The sequence below is a fragment of the Streptomyces sp. NPDC005648 genome, from assembly GCF_040605395.1.
Taxonomy (GTDB): Bacteria; Actinomycetota; Actinomycetes; order Streptomycetales; family Streptomycetaceae; genus Streptomyces.
The window spans coordinates 28,890-45,539 of sequence record NZ_JBEXCS010000063.1 but is presented as its reverse complement, the minus strand read 5'-3'; the positions used below and the strand labels follow the sequence as shown (position 1 = coordinate 45,539).

At 71.7% G+C, this 16,650-nt stretch carries 15 protein-coding genes; all 15 read right to left on the bottom strand.

All coding sequences use genetic code 11. The features are described 5' to 3' along the window. Positions 1–431: 431 nt before the first annotated feature. Complete coding sequence (locus ABZT17_RS30310; RefSeq protein ID WP_356353387.1) at positions 432–2,282, bottom strand: ABC transporter ATP-binding protein; 1,851 nt, start codon at positions 2,280–2,282, stop codon at positions 432–434. A 130-nt stretch (positions 2,283–2,412) separates the two neighbouring features. Beyond that, positions 2,413–3,213 (bottom strand): aldo/keto reductase, encoded by an 801-nt coding sequence (locus tag ABZT17_RS30305; RefSeq protein ID WP_356353373.1) that lies wholly within the window; start codon positions 3,211–3,213, stop codon positions 2,413–2,415. Then, positions 3,210–3,899, bottom strand: coding sequence for a hypothetical protein (locus tag ABZT17_RS30300; RefSeq protein ID WP_356353371.1), 690 nt, complete (start codon positions 3,897–3,899; stop codon positions 3,210–3,212). The genes ABZT17_RS30305 and ABZT17_RS30300 overlap by 4 nt, the downstream gene beginning before the upstream one ends. Beyond that, a complete protein-coding gene (locus ABZT17_RS30295) occupies positions 3,896–5,284 on the bottom strand; it encodes an NAD(P)-binding domain-containing protein (RefSeq protein ID WP_356353369.1) in 1,389 nt (462 codons plus the stop codon). The genes ABZT17_RS30300 and ABZT17_RS30295 overlap by 4 nt, the downstream gene beginning before the upstream one ends. Beyond that, complete coding sequence (locus tag ABZT17_RS30290; protein WP_356353367.1) at positions 5,281–6,000, bottom strand: hypothetical protein; 720 nt, start codon at positions 5,998–6,000, stop codon at positions 5,281–5,283. The genes ABZT17_RS30295 and ABZT17_RS30290 overlap by 4 nt, the downstream gene beginning before the upstream one ends. Continuing rightward, the gene (locus ABZT17_RS30285) at positions 5,970–6,647 is read right to left on the bottom strand and encodes an NUDIX hydrolase (protein WP_356353365.1); all 678 of its coding nucleotides are present in this window, start codon (positions 6,645–6,647) and stop codon (positions 5,970–5,972) included. Before ABZT17_RS30285 ends, ABZT17_RS30290 begins: the two co-directional genes overlap by 31 nt. 2 nt (positions 6,648–6,649) lie before the next feature. Further along, on the bottom strand, positions 6,650–7,723 hold the full coding sequence (locus tag ABZT17_RS30280) for a pyruvate kinase (protein ID WP_356353363.1): 1,074 nt from the start codon (positions 7,721–7,723) through the stop codon (positions 6,650–6,652). Positions 7,724–7,746: 23 nt separating this feature from the next. Beyond that, positions 7,747–8,805 (bottom strand): pyruvate kinase, encoded by a 1,059-nt coding sequence (locus tag ABZT17_RS30275; RefSeq protein WP_356353361.1) that lies wholly within the window; start codon positions 8,803–8,805, stop codon positions 7,747–7,749. A 21-nt stretch (positions 8,806–8,826) separates the two neighbouring features. Beyond that, the gene (locus tag ABZT17_RS30270) at positions 8,827–10,470 is read right to left on the bottom strand and encodes a carbamoyltransferase N-terminal domain-containing protein (protein ID WP_356353359.1); all 1,644 of its coding nucleotides are present in this window, start codon (positions 10,468–10,470) and stop codon (positions 8,827–8,829) included. 24 nt (positions 10,471–10,494) lie between these two features. Next, the gene (locus ABZT17_RS30265; protein ID WP_266957230.1) at positions 10,495–10,773 is read right to left on the bottom strand and encodes a hypothetical protein; all 279 of its coding nucleotides are present in this window, start codon (positions 10,771–10,773) and stop codon (positions 10,495–10,497) included. An 8-nt stretch (positions 10,774–10,781) separates the two neighbouring features. Then, positions 10,782–11,609: a hypothetical protein gene (locus tag ABZT17_RS30260; RefSeq protein WP_356353357.1), complete on the bottom strand. Its 828-nt coding sequence runs from the start codon at positions 11,607–11,609 to the stop codon at positions 10,782–10,784. A 300-nt stretch (positions 11,610–11,909) separates the two neighbouring features. After that, positions 11,910–12,950: a phosphotransferase gene (locus ABZT17_RS30255; protein ID WP_356353355.1), complete on the bottom strand. Its 1,041-nt coding sequence runs from the start codon at positions 12,948–12,950 to the stop codon at positions 11,910–11,912. Positions 12,951–12,991: 41 nt separating this feature from the next. Further along, complete coding sequence (locus ABZT17_RS30250; RefSeq protein WP_356353353.1) at positions 12,992–14,152, bottom strand: acyl-CoA dehydrogenase family protein; 1,161 nt, start codon at positions 14,150–14,152, stop codon at positions 12,992–12,994. 83 nt (positions 14,153–14,235) lie between these two features. Next, positions 14,236–15,228 carry a hypothetical protein gene (locus tag ABZT17_RS30245; RefSeq protein ID WP_356353351.1) on the bottom strand — a complete coding sequence of 331 codons (993 nt, stop codon included), beginning with the start codon at positions 15,226–15,228 and terminating at the stop codon, positions 14,236–14,238. Continuing rightward, positions 15,212–16,600, bottom strand: coding sequence for an FAD-binding oxidoreductase (locus ABZT17_RS30240; protein WP_356353349.1), 1,389 nt, complete (start codon positions 16,598–16,600; stop codon positions 15,212–15,214). The genes ABZT17_RS30245 and ABZT17_RS30240 overlap by 17 nt, the downstream gene beginning before the upstream one ends. Positions 16,601–16,650: the final 50 nt, after the last annotated feature.

The window sequence follows — 16,650 nt, the reverse complement described above, 5'->3', positions numbered from 1 at the left end:
CCTCCTCGGCCGACCCGCATCCGGAGGCGACATGCGAGACCGCCTTGTGAGCGGGCCACGAGAATCACCCGGAGTTTAAGCCACTCACCCGGCCCGGTGTTGCCCCTGAGGAAGGTGGTGATCGCGGCCTCGAATGCCTCTGCAGAGGCCGGGTGCATGAACGCCAGGCTTGACGGCCTGGAGGGAGGCGAGCGGTAAGGGGGGCGGGACCTCACGTCCGACCAGGCCGAGGCCATCGCCGTGTCGCTGGACACCGGCTCCCGACCGGACGCGCCCAGGACCTCGTACCCGATACACCTCCGGCTTCGGCGCCCTGGTCAAAGCGGCCGACATGGCCGTGAAGTACACGGAGACGGCGCGGGGCGGACTCGCGGTGAACATCATCGAGTGCTGAGGGAACGGGCCCTGAGCGGCGCGTCCGCCGGCACCGGCTAACGCAGGCCCGACGGAGTCTCGTGAGGGGCCGCTGTGGCGAGGAGCTGGGTCGCGGCCAGTTCCGCGTACAGGGGGTCTTCGGCCACCAGTTCGGCGTGGGAGCCGACCGCGCGGACCAGGCCCGCGTCCATGACCACGATGCGGTCGGCCATGGTCACCGTGGACAGGCGGTGCGCCACCACGAGGACCGTCACCTCCTGGGAGACCTCGGCGACCACGTCGCGCAGGGCCAGTTCGTTGACGGCGTCCAGTTGCGAGGTCGCCTCGTCGAGCAGGAGCAGCCTGGGCTTGCGCAGCAGTGCTCGGGCGATCGACACACGCTGGCGCTCCCCACCGGAGAGTTTCGAGCCACGGTGACCGACGGGTGTCTCCAGTCCCTGCGGCAGCCCCGCCACGAGGACTTCGAGCCGGGCGCGGACGACGGCGTCGTGGATCTCCTCCTCGGTGGCGTCCGGCGCCGCGAACACGAGGTTCTCGCGCAGCGTGCCCGACAGGACGGGCGCGTCCTGCTCGACGTATCCGATGGCGGCGCGCAGTTCGGCCAGCGGCCACTCGCGCACGTCCCGGCCGTCCACCAGGATGCGGCCGCCGCTGGCCTCGTAGAACCGTTCGATCAGGGCGAACACCGTGGTCTTGCCCGCGCCCGAGGGGCCCACGAACGCCGTCATGCCGGGCCCGGGCACCTCGAAGGTCACGCCCTGGTGGACGGGGGGCAGGTCGTCACCGTAGCGGAAGGTCACGTCCTCGAAGGCCACCGTGGCCGGGGCCGAGCCCGTGCGCACGGCCGGCTCCCCCGCCGCGTCGGTGTCCTCGGTCTCCAGCAGCTCGGCCCGGGTGATACGGGCGATCGCCGCCGCCCCCACCTGGTACTGCTGGCCCGCCTCGACGATCCTGCCGATCGGGTCGAACAAGTAGAAGAGGAAAAGGAGGAAGGCGACGAGCGTGGAGACCGGGATCGCGCCCGAGGCGACCCGCGCGCCACCGATGCCGAGCACCGCCAGGAACGAGATCTGCACCGCGAGTCCGATCGAACTCCACGTCAACGCCTGCCACTTGGCCGACTTCACGCCGTGCCGCCAAGCCTCCTGTGCCGCATCGTCCAGCTTGACCGTCTCGCGCGCCTCCGCGCCCGAGGCCTTGACGGTGCGGTAGGCGCCGAAGACCCTCTCCAGCGCGGTGGACATGACGCCGACGGCCTCCTGGGAGCGCTGCGTGGCCTGCGAGATCCTCGGCATGACCAGGCCCATGGCGATACTGACGAGCACGATGACGCCGAGCGTGACGCCGAGCAGCACCAGGTCCATCACGCCCATCAGCACGACGGTCGCGAGGAAGGTCAGACCGCCGGTGACGGCGGAGACCACCGCCTGGGTCGTCACCGCCTTCAGCAGGGTGGTGTCCGAGGTGATCCGGGACATCAGGTCCCCCGGCTGGGCGCGCTCCACCTCCGACAGGCGCAGCCGCAGCAGCCGTCCGACCAGGGTGCGCCGGGCCGCGAGCACGACGGACTCGGCGGTGCGCTCCAGGACGTAGGCGCCCACGGACTGCATCGCGGAGCCGAGTACCACCAGTGCGGTGAGCAGCACCAGCATCCCGGCGATGGAGCCATGGCCGCCGAGCCGGTCCACGAGCGCCTTTGCCGCCAGCGGCTGGAGGAGGCCGGACACCGAGCCCAGCAGCGTGAGCAGGCCGGCCAGGGCGATGGCGCCGCGGTGCGGCCGGAAGCAGCGATACAGGGCTCGCCGGGTCTCCCCCGCGGGCAGCCGCTCGGCCTTCGCCGCCTCCGCCGCCCGTCTCGCCTCTTCGTACTTGGCGTTCTTGGCGTTCTTGGCGTCGCCGCGCGCCATGTCCTTCTCCGGTTTCGCTGTGGTGGTCACGACGTCGAATGAAGCACTGAAAGCGCCGGCGAGGGGGCGGACGAACAGATAGCGGACAGATCCCTTGTCGCTTCGGGGAGTTGGGGACGCGGCCCGGCCGTCAGCCGCTGCCGCCGGCCGCTCGTGCGGCCTCCACCAGTTGCCGGAGGTGGTCGACGCGGGTCGTGCCGGGGATGACGGCGACATGGGGGCCGAGGCTCAGCAGCCGGCCGAGGACGGGGCCCGGCCCCTGGCCCACGAGCCGCCCCTTCCCCAGCGGGCGGTAGGCGACGTAGGGCAGGCCCAGGTCGCGACAGCGGTCCAGGGCCGCGTCGTGGCCCCGCGCGGGGTTCATCGGGTTCTGGACCGCGGCGATCGGGGCGAGGGCGCGGGCCCGGTCGAGCTCGTCGGCCGTGACACGGGACAGGCCGATGCCGCCGATCTTCCCCTCGTCCCGCAGCTCGGTGAGGGTGCCCAGCTGGTCGGGGAGAGGCACTGTCCCGTCCACCCGGTGCAAGTAGCACAGGGGCAGGCACTCACACCCCAGTCGGCGCAGCGACGCCTCGACGGCATGGCGCAGGTACGCCGGACGGCCCAGTGGCTCGTACACGCCGGGGCCGGGACGGACCAGTCCGACCTTCGTGGCCACCAGCAGTTCGTCCCGGTACGGGTGCAGCGCCCGGCGGATCAGCTCTTCGACGGTGTGGGGGCCGTACGCGTCGGCGGTGTCGATGTGCGTCACGCCGTACTCGCCGACGGCTGTGCGCAGGAGCCGGACGGCTTCGGCGGGGTCGGGGGGCGCCCCCCAGTTGCCCGGGCCGGTCAGCCCCATCGTGCCCAGGCCGAGGCGGGAGACGGTCTTGCCCGCCAGCCGGAGCGATCCACCGGGCTGGCCCTGTCCTGGCGCGTCCCGGGAGATCATCCGGCGGTGCCGTCCCGCGCCTGGAAGAGGCCGAGGAGAAGTGCGGCGATCTCGTCCTGGGAGAGCTCGTCGGTGGTCAGAACCAGCCAGGAGGGGTCGTCGGCGATCTGCTCGACACAGAACGCGTCGAGCGCCGCGATGCCTTCCGGGTTGGCCCGCAGATAGGAGTTCAGTCCGTGGGCATCGCCGTCCCGTCGGCCGGCCCGGCGTTCCCGTTCGGCCGGGGAGCAGGTCAGGTACGCCTGGACGGTGAATCGCGGCGCGCAGGCGGCCACCCACGCGTCACTGAGGTAGCCCTCGCCGGGGTTGAAGTACTGGTTGTTGCAGTACTGCGTGAACCAGTGTCGGTCCTGTACGAGGACCGGGCCGGCCGCCCCCGCCGCGTAGCCGGAGTCCATGGCGAGTTCGCTGTCGATGAGCATCTGGGCGGACTTCAGCACGTTGAACGGGCGAAGCAGGTCCGGATCGGGGAACGGGCGGCCGGTGCTCCCGCCGACGGACGACTTCGCCCGCAGTTGCAGGGCCCGCGTGCCGTCGGTGTCGCAGACATGGCAGTGCCGCGAGTGGACCTCGGTGCCCCGGGCCCGTAACAGGGTGGTGAGCCGGGCCGCCGTCGTCGACTTGCCGGCGAAGTTGAGCCCTTCGAGGAGCACGCCCCTCAGCATCGTCCCGCTCGAACTGTTCATCGCGCTCCTCGGGCTTTCTCTCCTCGGGCTTTCTCTCCCCGGGCTTTCCCGGCGGTCGAGACCAGGTCCCGGCGAAGCCGTCGCAGAACCCTGGCGTAACGGTCGTGCTCGACCCGCAGCGACGCGTGGGGGCCGGGCGTTCCCGGCGGTTGGTACCTGCGGGCCGCGTGGTCGCCGACGAGGCCGCGGGCGCGCTCGGCCGCGGCCCCGCCCCCCTCCGTGGCACCGATGTAGGCGGCCACCGTCGCGGCCTGGTCGTCGAAGAGCCACCAGGCGCCGCTGTCGGGCTGGATCATGCCGACGACGAACAGGCCGTCGTGAACGGGATGGAAGAGGTGCAGTGCCAGGTCCGGGTACCGGCCGGACCCGTTCAGGGGCAGGTCGTCGGGCGAGAGGAAGGGCAGGGAGGCGTTGAAGCCCGTGGCGTGGACGATGACGTCGACCTCCTCCTCGGAGCCGTCGGTGAAGCGGACCCGGTCGCCCCGGAGTTCGGCCACGTCGGGCTTCGACACGACGGCCCCGTGGGCGACGTGGTGCACGAGTTCCGAGTTGAGGATGAGGCGCCCGTCCATGACGCGCCGGGACGGCCGCGGCAGCCCGAATCTGGAGGGATCGCCGAAGACGCACCAGATCGCGACGCGCCGCACCCACCGGTGGACGAAGCGCGGGGCCCGCACGCGCACGAACCACTCCATGACCTCGTCCATCGGCCGCCCCAGAAAGTACTTGGGCAGGTAGTGGCAGCCCTGCCGGACCGAGTTCAGGGTGCGGGCGGCGACTCGTGACGACTCCACCGCTATGTCGGTCCCGGAGTTTCCGCTTCCGACGATCAGCACGCGCCGACCCTGGAGTACGCCGGGAGTCCGGTACTCGCTGGAGTGCAGGACCCGGCCGTCGAAGCGACCGGGAAACCGGGCCGGCCTCGGGTCCCAGTGGTGTCCGGAGGCGACGACGACACCCCGGTAGAGGCAGGCGCTGCCGTCCTCGAACGTCACCGACCAGGCCTCGCCCGCCCGTCTGACCCGGCTCACCGCGAGCCCGTGACGAATGTGTTCGGGCAGGCCGTTGGCGTGCGCGTAGTCGGTGAGGTAGGCGAGCGCCTCACGGTGCCCCAGGAAGTCCTGCGCCGCCGCCGGCATCGGGAATCCGCGGAACGCGCTGAGCCGCTTCGAGGAGATCATGCAGGTGGACCGGTACACCACGCCGCCCTGCTCGCCGTAGCGCCAGATCCCGCCCAGGCTGTCCTCGCGCTCCACGATCTCGAAGGGCAGGCCCGCGTCGCGGAAGTTCTTCGCGGTGGCCAGGCCGGCGGGGCCGGCTCCGATGACGCACCAGCGGTCGGTGCGGTCCTCGTGGCCCGCGGGCGCGGTCTGCTCCGACCTCACCCCGCCGACCGCCGATCCGCCCCGGCACCGGCCGCCACCGGCTCCGCGGGGCGGGCGTCGAACCGCCCGAGGACCGCGTCGGTCAGCTCCTGCGGCGAGAGCCGGTCGGAGCGCAGCACCAGCCACTCGGGGCTGTCCTCGACGAGCCCGGTGGTGAACCGGTCAAGCCCGGCCATCTCGTCGAGGTGCCGCCGCAGGAAGGCGTTCAGCGGGTGCTTGGCGAGGGCGCCGTCACCGTCGCGTGCGGCGGCCCGGCGGCGCCGGGTCGCGGTGTCGCAGGTCAGATAGACCTGCACGGTGAACTTCGGCACGCGGGAGGCGATCCATGCCTCGCTGAGGTAGCTCTCGGCGGGCGTGAAGTAGTGGTTGAAGGCGTACTGCGGAAGCCAGTAGCGGTCCTGGACGAGGATCTCGCCGGGGCGGGGCTCCGACTGCCAGAACAGCTCGGTGTCCAGGAGTAGTTGGGCCGAGCGGCGGCTGTTGAAGCGGCGCCAGGTCTCCGGGTGGCGGAAACCGTGGTGGTCGGTGCCCGCGAAGACCGTCAGTGCCTCGTCCAGCAGCGACCGTACGAGGGGGTCATGGGTCATGGTTCCGTGCGCGGTGCGCACCTTGAGTCCGCGGTGCATCAGGGCGTCGGCTACGCCGCGGGCCAAAGTGGTTTTGCCGCTGTACTCGTGGCCCTCTATCAGGATGCCGGGCACGGGCCGTTTGTCCATGTCTTCTCCGTCGTCTGCGGCTTCGTCGTGGCTGGTCGCGCCCACGCGGCGGAGCCGCATATGTCACAGCTCCGCGCCCCTTGGAGGGGCGCGGCCGAACCGGAGCGGACTTCGCTCGCCCCGCGCAGCTCACCGGCCAGGGCGCGGGCCGTTGCCGCCAGGGCCTCGTGGTCGAGTGGGAACGCCGGGCAGGGGGGCATGTCCGCGATGGTGAACCAGGACGCGGGCTGTCCGGCCTCCGGGGTCAGGGGGGCCGCGGGGTCGGTCACGAAGGCGTAGGCCAGGCCGTAGACCCGTTCGGGGCTCTCCCGGTTGCCAAGTACCGCCACCGGGTCGGGCAGCAGTGGGCGCGGATCGGTTCCGGTCTCCTCCACCACTTCGCGCAGGGCGCCGTCCGGCGGGAGCTCCCCCGCCTCCAGGCGTCCCCCGGGGCTCAGCCAGCCGAACCGGGGGTGGTCGACGAGCAGCGTCCGCCGGAAGTCGTGGGAGAAGACCCAGCCGGCGACGATCACGTCGCGGTCGGGTCCCGGACCGCCGCTCGCGGCACAGGCCAGCAGGCCGCGGGCACCGTACGGATCCCGCTGCGCGGACATGGCGGCGGCGGCCAGGTGCGGAACCACCCGGGGGAGTCGGATGTGGTGGCGCACGGTCACTCCCCTCCGGCGGGCGCGGCGGCCGCGCGGGCGGGGAACAGCGGCGGGACCTCGCCGGTTCCGGTGTACCGCTCGCGGAGTTCGCGCAGCAGCTCGACGGTGCGCACCGGGGCCGTCCCGGCGGCCGTCTCGTCGGCGAGCATCAGTCCGGCCGTGCCGGCCCTGAGCAGCCCGCTGACGTAAGCGAGTTCGGACCGGTGCGGCAGCCAGCCGGCGGACAGGCTGGTCAGCAGTTGGGTGCCGACGATGAGTGGACAGCCCGCCTCGGCCGTGCCGGTACGAACGGTCTCGCAGAGGTCGAAGAACTCGAGCGGGCCGGAGTCGAGCAGCAGGTCGCCCCGGCCCAGCAGGACCGCGTCGGCGCACTCGGCGATCTCCCGCACGGCGGCCGCCCCGGCCCGCGTCTCGACCTTGGCGATCAGCGGCGGGACGTCGTGGCCGGCGGCGGAGGCCGTCATGATGTCGCGAGCCTCGCGCACGTCGTCCGCCGACTCCACGAAGGAGATGATCACGGCGCTGAAGATCGATCCGGGGAGCGTCCGAAGCGCGGCCCGGTCCTGGTCGGTGAGCCCGGACGCCGGGACGCTCCTGCCCGGCAGGGCCACCCCACGGCGTCTGCCGAGGAACCCGTCGGTCAGGGGGACGGTGACACAGTGGTCGGGTTCGACCCGCTCCACCCGGAGGGCGTCCTCGCCGTCGCCGATGAGGATGATGTCACCGGGGTCGACCCGCCCGGAGATGTCCGCGCCGGTGAGCCCCAGGACGGGCACCTCGCGATGGACGTCGGAGGCCACGGGCGCGAAGTGCACCCGTACCCGCGAGATCCCCTTCAGGGAGAACTGGTCGTCGTTGGTGAAGCGGGTCTTGGCACCCGGCAGGTCGAGCAGCAGGTCGGGGGTACGGCCGAGGCCGGCGGCGACCGAGGAGACACCGGCCGCCAGTTCGGCCAGGGAGGCGACCGACGCCTTCGACGCCGGGAACCGGAAGGAGTCCGCCCCCGCCTTGACGACCTGTTCGAGGATCACGGGGTCCTCGGTCGCGGGACCGAGGGTGACGACGATTCTGGACATGGGGCCTTCCTGCTCACTGAGGCTCACTGAGGGACACGGCTCGGGAAGAGCGGTGCCGGCGCGGCGCCCGATCCGTAGCGCTCGATCAGGGCGGTGACCAGTTCGACGGTGCGCAGCGGCGCGCTGCCCACCGTGGTCTCGGTCGCCAGCATCAGACCGTCCACCTCCTTCTCGACCAGGTGCGAGAGGTAGGCCAGTTCGGACCGGTTGGGCAGCCAGCCGTCGGACAGGCTCGGAATGAGCTGGGTACCGACGATGATCGGACGCCCGGCCTTCTGGGTCTCCTTCATGACCTTCTTGCCGAGGTCGTAGAAGTCCAGTTCGCCCGCGTCGAGCAGCAGGTCGCCACGGCCCAGCAGCACACCGTCCGCCGAGCGCGCCACCTCGGCGGCCCGCTCGGCGCCGGCCCGGGTCTCGATCTTCGCGATGACCGCGGGGGCCGGACGCCCGCCGGCCGGTGCCTCTCCGACCAGGGACCGCACCTCCTCCACCACGTCCGGACCCTCGACGAAGGAGATGATGACGCCGGAGAAGACGCTGTCGCCCAGGCCCTTCAGGGCGGTGGTCTCGACGTCGCCCAGCGCCTGGTACGCCTGGGGCTTGCCGTGCGGACTGATTCCCTTCTGCCGTCCCACGTCCCCCTGGGTGAGCGGGCGGGTCAGGCAGCCGTCGGCGGTGCACGACTCGACGCGCAGCGCGTTCTCCCCGTCGCCCAGCACCAGGACGTCACCGGGCTCGATGTACGGCGCGATCGCCATGCCCGTCGTGCCGATCTCCGGGACGGGCAGGTCCCGCCGGGCGGGGGCGGGAGAGAACAGGACGCGCAGGCGTTCCACACCGGCCAGCGGGAACCAGTCCTCGTTGGTCAGCCGGGTCTTGGCGCCCGGCAGGTCGAGGAGCAGGTCGAGGGGGCGGCCGAGCGCGGCCCCGGTCTCGGCCGTCCGCCTCGCCTGTGCGGCCAGCTCGTCCGCCGAGAACTTCGAGGCCGAGAAGCGGAGGGCCGACACTCCCCGGGCGACCGCTGCGCGCAGGGTCCGCGGGGAGAGAAGGGCAGGGCCCATGGTGGCGATCAGACTCGTCATGTGTTCGTCCTTGCCGGGTCGTCAGTCGGCACGCGTGAAGAGTTTTCCGTCGGACCAGATGAGGCGGACGCGGCCCCACTCCATGGCCGAGCGGACGTCGGGGAAGAATCCGGAGCCCTTGAGGTTCGCACTGGTGTTGCACAGCAGCGGGATTCCGCTCAGCTCGCGGTAGTGCGTGAGGAGGTCGTGGACGGCCTCGTTCTCGGAGCGGCTCACGGTCTGCAGGCGGGCGGTGCCGTCGAGGTGGCACACCGCCGGGACCCGGTCCTTCCAGGAGTCGCGCACCACGTGGTCGAAGAGCATGTACGGGTCCGGGGTTCCGGGGGAGAAGATCTCGGGCGCGGCCTCCTCCAGGCAGATCGGGGCGACGGGCCGGTAGAACTCGCGGTCCTTGACCTCGTTCAGCAGGTCCTTCATCTTCGCCGAGCCCGCGGGGGCGAGGATGCTGCGGTTTCCCAGCGCCCTCGGACCGATCTCGGCCCGCCCGTTGAGGAAGACCACGGGCTCGTCGTTCTCGTGCATCAGCCGGGCGAGGTCACGCAGGTCGCAGGCCTCCTCGCGCCAGCCGGGCAGCGGGGCGGAGTCCTTCAGGGCCGGCCCCGAGTACACGTCCCAGTCCAGCGCGACCTGTTCGGTCCGGGTGAGCATGGCGGCGCAGGCGGTTCCGATGGCGCTGCCGGAGTCGTTGGGGAAGGGCGGCACCCACACGGTGTCGAAGACTCCGCTGTCCCGCAGGGCGCTGTTCCACTTGATGTTGAGTCCGCAGCCGCCGACGACCACGAGGTTGCGGTCGGGGAAGTCCGCCGTGGCGGCCTTCTCCCGGACACCCTCGACCAGTCTCCGGCTCAGGGCGTGGTGGATGGAGGCGAGCATGTCCGCGGGCTCCGTCCCGGGCAGGGCCACGTTCTTCTTGATCCTCTTCAGGATCTCGATGCCGTTGCCCACCTGGTAGAACCGGTCGTCGTCCGGCCGGTCGCCCAGTACCTCGCGGAAGGCGGTGTCGATGGTCCGGTCGATGTGCTCGACGGCTTCGGGCCTGACCTCCCCCAGGGCGATGTAGGCCATGATCTTGCCCGCGAGGCCCAGGATGTGCGGGTACTCGACCGGTTCGTCGAACGGCGGGAAGAGCTGGCCCAGTTGGAGGTAGGAGTCGCCGATCACCGGCATGAGCGGGCCGCGGCTGGTCACCTTCCGGGTCCGGCCGTCGACGTAGTAGAGGAAGGGGAACATCCAGCCGTCCCAGGCGAGGACGTAGGAACCCCGTCCCTCGCGGGCGAACGGACTGGCGCAGTAGCCGGAGGCGACATGGCCGGCGTAGTGGGTGAAGCTCAGGTAGGGGAGGTCCTGGACGGAGTTCGGGTAGGCGCGCAGCAGATCGTCGTCGAGCAGGCCGCGCCGGTAGGGGGCGAGGACGGCCTCGAACTCCTGGCCGTGCCACGACTGGATCTTGTGGGTCTTGTACCAGCCGTCCAGGACGAAGTGGTCGATGTCCTCGGGTCGGTAACCGTGTTCTGCCAGCAGTTCGAAGACCGTGGAGAAGTCCTTGATCTTCGCGTAGCGCTGGTTGTTGCCGAGCTTCTCCATCTCCGTGGAGAAGACGAGGCGGCCGTCCTCCACGAGGGCGACGCCACCGTCGTGCGTCGTCTTGACGCCGCAGATCAGCATCGGTCGTCTCCTTCCGTTTCCTGGTCAGTCCTGCACACGGCGGGCTCGGAAGTCGATGACGAAGCTCTCGACGTCCTCGTGGTCCCGGAGGATGTCCCGGGTGATTTCGATACGTTCGGGAAACCGTGAGCGCACCCGCACCAGCGGCTGTTCGACGCGGTTGAGACCGATGACCTTGTTGTCCGGTTCGATCTGGAAGATGAAGTCGTCGGCCCAGTCCAGGTGGGCGAAGAGCGGAATGTAACGCTCCATCCGTTCGACTGCCTCTTCACGGCTGTAGCCGATGAACTCGATGGCGGGCATGGCGTCTCCTAGGGGTTTCGGGCCACGGTGGCGGAGCGGGCGGACGAATCCGGCAGCGACGGGCAGCGGCGCAGGATCTGGGCGTGGAGCCGGTCCGCGTCCCACAGGGCCGCCCGGATCGCGTCGGCGCCGTCCCGGCCGCACGGCCCGTGCCTCAGCAGGCGCAGGACGCACGCCGCCTCGTCCGCGCCGACGGTCTTCTCGTGCAGGCGCAGCAGCCGCGGATGCCAGTGGCGCCGCGGATTGGTCTCGCCGGTCGTGGCGAGCAGGGCGGCGAGGAGCTCGGCCCCGCACTCGCTCAGCATCCACCCGGCGTCCTCGACGTCCCCGTCGTCCAGCAGGCCCTCGGCCTGACGGCGTCGGGCGGCGAAGCGCCGCAGATGGATCGCGGCGACGTACACGTGCAGTTGGTCGAGTCCCAGCCGCTCCCGCCAGAGGGCGGCCTCCGAGGCGCCGGCCAGCACCTCTCCCCGGCGCAGGTCGTGCAGCAGCTTGCGGGTGCCGGTGTCGAGGCGGGGGAAGTGCGCCCGTACGGCGGGCACCCGGGCGGCCAGGGCGAGGTGCTCGACGGTCTCGGCGATCGCGGAGAGTTCCTGGCTGGTCCAGAACCCCAGCCTGACCGGGTCGCTTCCGGCGACGCTGTAGGTGCCCCACCGCATGGCGCCGACCGTGGCCGTCACACCCCGCGGGGGCTGCCCCGGACCGATGAGCAGCAGTTGGGGCGCCGCCCAGGGATCGCGTCCGTCGAAGGCGGGGCCGACCGCGAACAGCACGTCCGAGGGCCGCACCAGGGGAACGATGTGCCGGGCGAGCGTCTTGGGGTCATCGTTACGCATGGCCACCCCCCACCCGTGCCGGCTCACGCCGCGCCGTGACATCCGTCCCGAAGCCGAGCGCGCGCAGGGCGCGGGCCGCCGACGCCGTCCGCAACCGAGACGACCCCTCCGCAACGACATACCGGGCCGACGCCCTGCGATCACCGTTACGCATGGCCACCCCCCACCCGTGCCGGCTCACGCCACGCCGTGACATCCGTCCCGAAGCCGAGCGCGCGCAGGGCGCGGGCCGCCGACGCCGTCCGCAACCGAGACGACCCCACCGCAACGACATACCGGGCCGACGCCCTGCGATCACCGCTACGCATGGCCACCCCCCACCCGCGCCGGCTCACGCCGCGCCGTGACATCCGTCCCGATGCCGAGCGTGCGCAGGGCGCGGGCGGCCGGTTCCCTGCGCAGCCGGGCGAGCCCGGCCGTGGCGAAGCCCAGGCCGAGGCGGAAGACGGATCGTCCCAGAGGCTCGTGTGCGGACCGCTCGAACACCCACGCCCTGCCGACGTCGTCGGGGGTCCACGACACGAGGCCGGGCAGGAGTTCCTCCGGGACGAGGGAGAGCGCGCTCAGTCCGTAGCGCAACAGGGCCAGACAGCCCAGCAGTTCGAGCCGTGCCGCCTCGTCCCTGGTGACCGGACGGCCGAAGTAGCGCACCAGGAAGGCGTCGGTCTCCTTCGGCCCGAGGCCGAGCGAGTCGATGGCCGTGGCCACGTCGAAGAGGGGGTCGCCGAGGCCGACGTGGTCGAAGTCGATCAGCCAGCCGCGCCGTCCGTCGAAGAGCATGTTGCCGGGATTGAGGTCGTTGTGGCACAGGGCCTTCGGGACGGCGAGGCCGCGCAGGCCGGCGCGGAGCGCGTCGAAGGCGCGTAGTGCCTCACCGAAGAGGGCGAGCGTGGGGAATCGTTCCGTTGACCGCAGCACGCTGTCGTTGGCGGCCCGGCGCTTGTCGGCGTACAGCTTGGCGGGGTCGTCCCAGTCGAGGGAGTGCAGCCGGGCCAGCAGGTCCGCCACGGACAGCGCCTGCCACCGGGCGGCCGGACGCACCGGGTGGCCGTCCACCGGGTCCATCACCAGCACGCCCAGCTCGGCGTCGGCGTGCCGGACGGCCGGGCCTATGCCCTCCTCGCCGAGCAGCCGGGCGGCACGGAACTCGGTGCGCACCGCCGCGCCTTCGAAGGCGCCGGCGTCGATGAGCCGCACCACGCAGCGGTCCGGGAGGTCCGGCCAGCTCAAGGCATGGGCCTGGGCCCACGCCGTGGGTGTTTCGGGGAAGGGCTCGACGAGGGGTGGCACGCCTGGGTGCAGGACGTGCCCGATCGCTGCCAGTCTGCGGTCCTGGGACACGGGTTTCCTCCGTTCGTGAGGCGCGTGAGGTCGGCTGCGGTTCAGACGAACGCAACTCCTGGTTCGTCGCCGAGGAGGAGCCGGCCGCTCCATTCGAGGACGCGGTGCTGGCCCACGACGTGCTGGCACGCCGTGGTGCTGTCCCGGACCGCGCGGTCCAGGGGCGTCCTCGAACGGTGCGTGGCGTCTCCGCCCACGAGGTCGTAGAGCGTGTGGGCGATGGTGCGGGCGCTACGGAAGGCGTGGTAGCGGGCCAGGGCGGCGTCGGCTCGCTCCTTCCGCGTCGGTTGTCCGCCGGCGACGAGGCGCTCCCACACGGCTTCGACACTCGCGTGGACGGCGGAGCGGGCCACGGTGAGCCGCATCTCGCACTCGGCCAGGACGGCCTGGACATGGCGGGAGGACCGCCACGGCACGCCGGGTCCCTCGAATCGACTGTCGACGAGGCCGTGGACGTGGTCGATGGCGGAGCGGGCCAGACCGAGCGGAACACCCGGCATCTTCCTGACGACGGTGTCCGAGCGCCGGTACATCGGTTCGTCACGCCTGGGCTCGTCGAAGGAGAACGTGTGCTCGGCGGGGACGAAGAGCTGCCCGGCCCGGTAGTCACAACTGCCCGTACCCGCGAGGCCGGTGGTGTGCCAGGTGTCCTCGACGGCGTAGGAGGCGGACGGCGCCAGCACGATCCTGGTGACCGGTTTCCCGGCCCGGTCCAGCAGCGGCCTGCCGTCGCGGTGGACGGTGCAGCCGCCCGCGATGACGTCCGCGTGGGTGCAACCGCTGCCGAACCGCCAGTGCCCGTCCACGAGGTAGCCGCCGGTCGTCTCGTGGGCCGCTCCGGCCGGGGCGATCCACCCGGCGGTGACGAGGTCGAGCCGGGGGTAGAGTTCCGCGGCCGCGTCGGGGGTCAGGTGCCCGGCGTAGATGCCCGAGTCCATTCCGATCATGACGCACCAGCCGACGGCGGCGTCGGCGGCCGACACCGCCTCGATGAGTTCGATCTGCTCCATCGACGTCAGCTCGGGCCCGCCCCACGCACCGGGCATCGTCGCCCGGAAGACGCCGCACCGGCGGAGATCCTCCACCAGGTCGCGGGGCAGCCGGCGGGCGTTCTCGATCTCCTCGGAGCGCGCGGTGATCCGCGGCGCCAGGGCCCGCACCCGGCGCAGGATCTCGTCGAAGCCGATCGTCCCGGCGTCCACGGCTGCTTCTGGTTCTACGGCTGCTTCTGGTTCTACGGCTGCTCGGGCCGGCGCGGGACCGGTCACATCCGTCCTCGAAGTTCTCACCTGCGCGTCACCAACTGTGTGAGTACGGCCATCCGCAGGTACAGGGAGTCCTTGACCTGTTCGAAGTACAGGCCGCCCGGCGTTCCCTCCACATCCGGGTGGAGTTCGTCCTTGCGCGGCCCCGGGTGCAGGATCAGCGCCCTGGATCCGACCGCCCGGATCTTGGCAGCGGTGATGCGGTAGGGCTCCGGGGTCACGTACACGTGTGAACTCAGCGCGGACGGCCGGGTCTCCAGGGACGGGACGTCGATCGGCATCATCTCGACGACGTCGGCCTCGGCGAGCAGTTCGGTGACGTCGGAGCGGAACTCGTACGCCGTGCCGGACTCCTCCAGGACCGCCACCAGGTCGGCCGGCAGGGTGGTGTGCGTGACGGCGTCGATGCCCGCCATGATCAGGGGTGCCGCGGGCGGAACCAGGAACAGCAGCAGCTTCACCGGAACGCGCGTGAGCAGGTGCACCAGCGAGCGCAGCACCCGGGTGCCGGGGTCACCGACGAGGCCGACGACGGCCCCGTCCAGACCGCCCAGCCGGCGCGTCATGGTCCAGATGTCGCTGAGCGCCTGCGTGGGATGTTCGTTGGAGCCGTCACCGCCGTTGACGACGGGGCAGACGGCGGCCTGCGCGGCCCTGTGGGCGGCTCCGGTGACGTAGTGACGCAGCACCAGGGCGTCGCTGAGTTCGGAGACGACCCTCGCCGTGTCTTCGAGGCTCTCGCCGATGTAGTCGACGGAACGCGAGGTGCTCGGGTCGGCGAAGCCCGTCACTCGGGCGCCCAGGCGCAGCGCCGCCGCCTCGAAACCGAGCCTGGTACGGGTGCTGGGCTGGAAGAACAGGGTGGCGACGATCGCGCCGTCCAGGAGGGTCTGCGCGCGCTTCGGGGGCGTCTCGCGCAGCCGTGCGGCCTCGGCGAGCAGTCGCTCGACGTGCGTGGTGGACAGGTCGGCGGTGGTGACGAGGTGACGGGGGAAGTCATCGGTGAGCTGCATAGCGTCCCCCGGATATCAGGTGGTGGGGGTCGAGGAGGTCCTTGAGCCGGGCGAGCAGGTCCTCCAACTCCGGTTCGTCACGCAGCTTGGCGGCTGCGTCCGCGTGGTCGATGTCGAGGCGGTACGGCAGGAAACCGGCTCCCGCGAACCGGTCGTGGAGTACGTCCAGGAGCGCCTGGGCACGCCGTGAGGTGGCGGTGTCCCGGGGGAAACGGATGGAGACGACCATGTCGACCCAGCCCCCGGGCATCACGTTGAAGGTGTGGCCGACGACCATCCCGGCGCCCAGCTGCCCGACCGCCGAGGTCAGCAGCTCGGCCGCCCTGGCCGGCGCCGCGCCGTTCAGCGGGAGAACGGGGGTGAAGAACAGCCAGCCCGCCGTTCCCCTCAGTTCGGTCTCCCGGACGGGAACCCGGAAGATGTCCTCGACCATGGCGTCGTTGGCGGTCGGATCACCGGCGTAGGCGCGCAGGGTGGCGTGTTCGGCGATCGTCGCCCCGTGGTCGTCGGGGCCGTGGACGCGGGGCGGTGCGAACACCCCGGCGCGGGCGGCCCGTTCGGTGAGGACGTCGACCGCGCAGTCGACCGTGCGCGCGGCGCCGCCGATGTACAGGTAGGCGAAGTAGCCGGCGTCGGACGTCCCGCCGTAGGCGACGGCCGCCTGCGAGCTGAAGACCTTGATCACTCCGGACGCCAGCCGGTCCGCCCGCGCCCCGGCGAGGAACCGGACCGCCTCCGGGAGGGCGGTGGCGGCGAAGGCCAGCCGCACCACGCGGAAGGTCTCGGGGCGGGGCATCAGGCGTACGGCCGCCGCGGTGACCACTCCCAGGCCCGACTGGACGAACAGTTCCGCGAGGCCGGGACCGACCTGATGGGCGTAGGGGGCCGGTGCGAGGCGGGGCCCGGGCCAGCGGCCGACGTGCACCACTGTGCCGTCGGCCAGGACCACTTCGAGCCCCAGGATGTCGTCGGTGCGCTGCCGGTGCAGCCCGACACCGCGGTCCAGCGCGTTGCCCACGACGCTGGTGTGGGAGGACGAGGCGGTGACGTTGAGCAGGTAGGGGCTGCCCTTGAGCCGCTCGGCCAGCATGCCCTGGCTGACGCCGGGTTCGACGACCGCGATGCCGTTGTCCAGGTCCAGTTCGCGGATGGCCGCGAGGCCCCGCAGTTCCATCAGGACGGCACCGTCCTCGACCGGCTGGTCCGCGCCGAAGCCCCAGTTGAGCCCTGTGCTGCAGGGCTGCACCCGGAGGGCGCCCGGCCCGCGGTCGTCCGCGGCGAGGTCCCGGAGCAGCGAGCGGACCTCTTCGACGGAAGTGGGTGAAAGGACGGCATGGGCGCCTCGGTCACGGAATGCACCGCTGCCCGCCATTTTGTCGCGCTGCCGCGGGGTGACCACACGGCACCGGTCCGGCCCGGCCG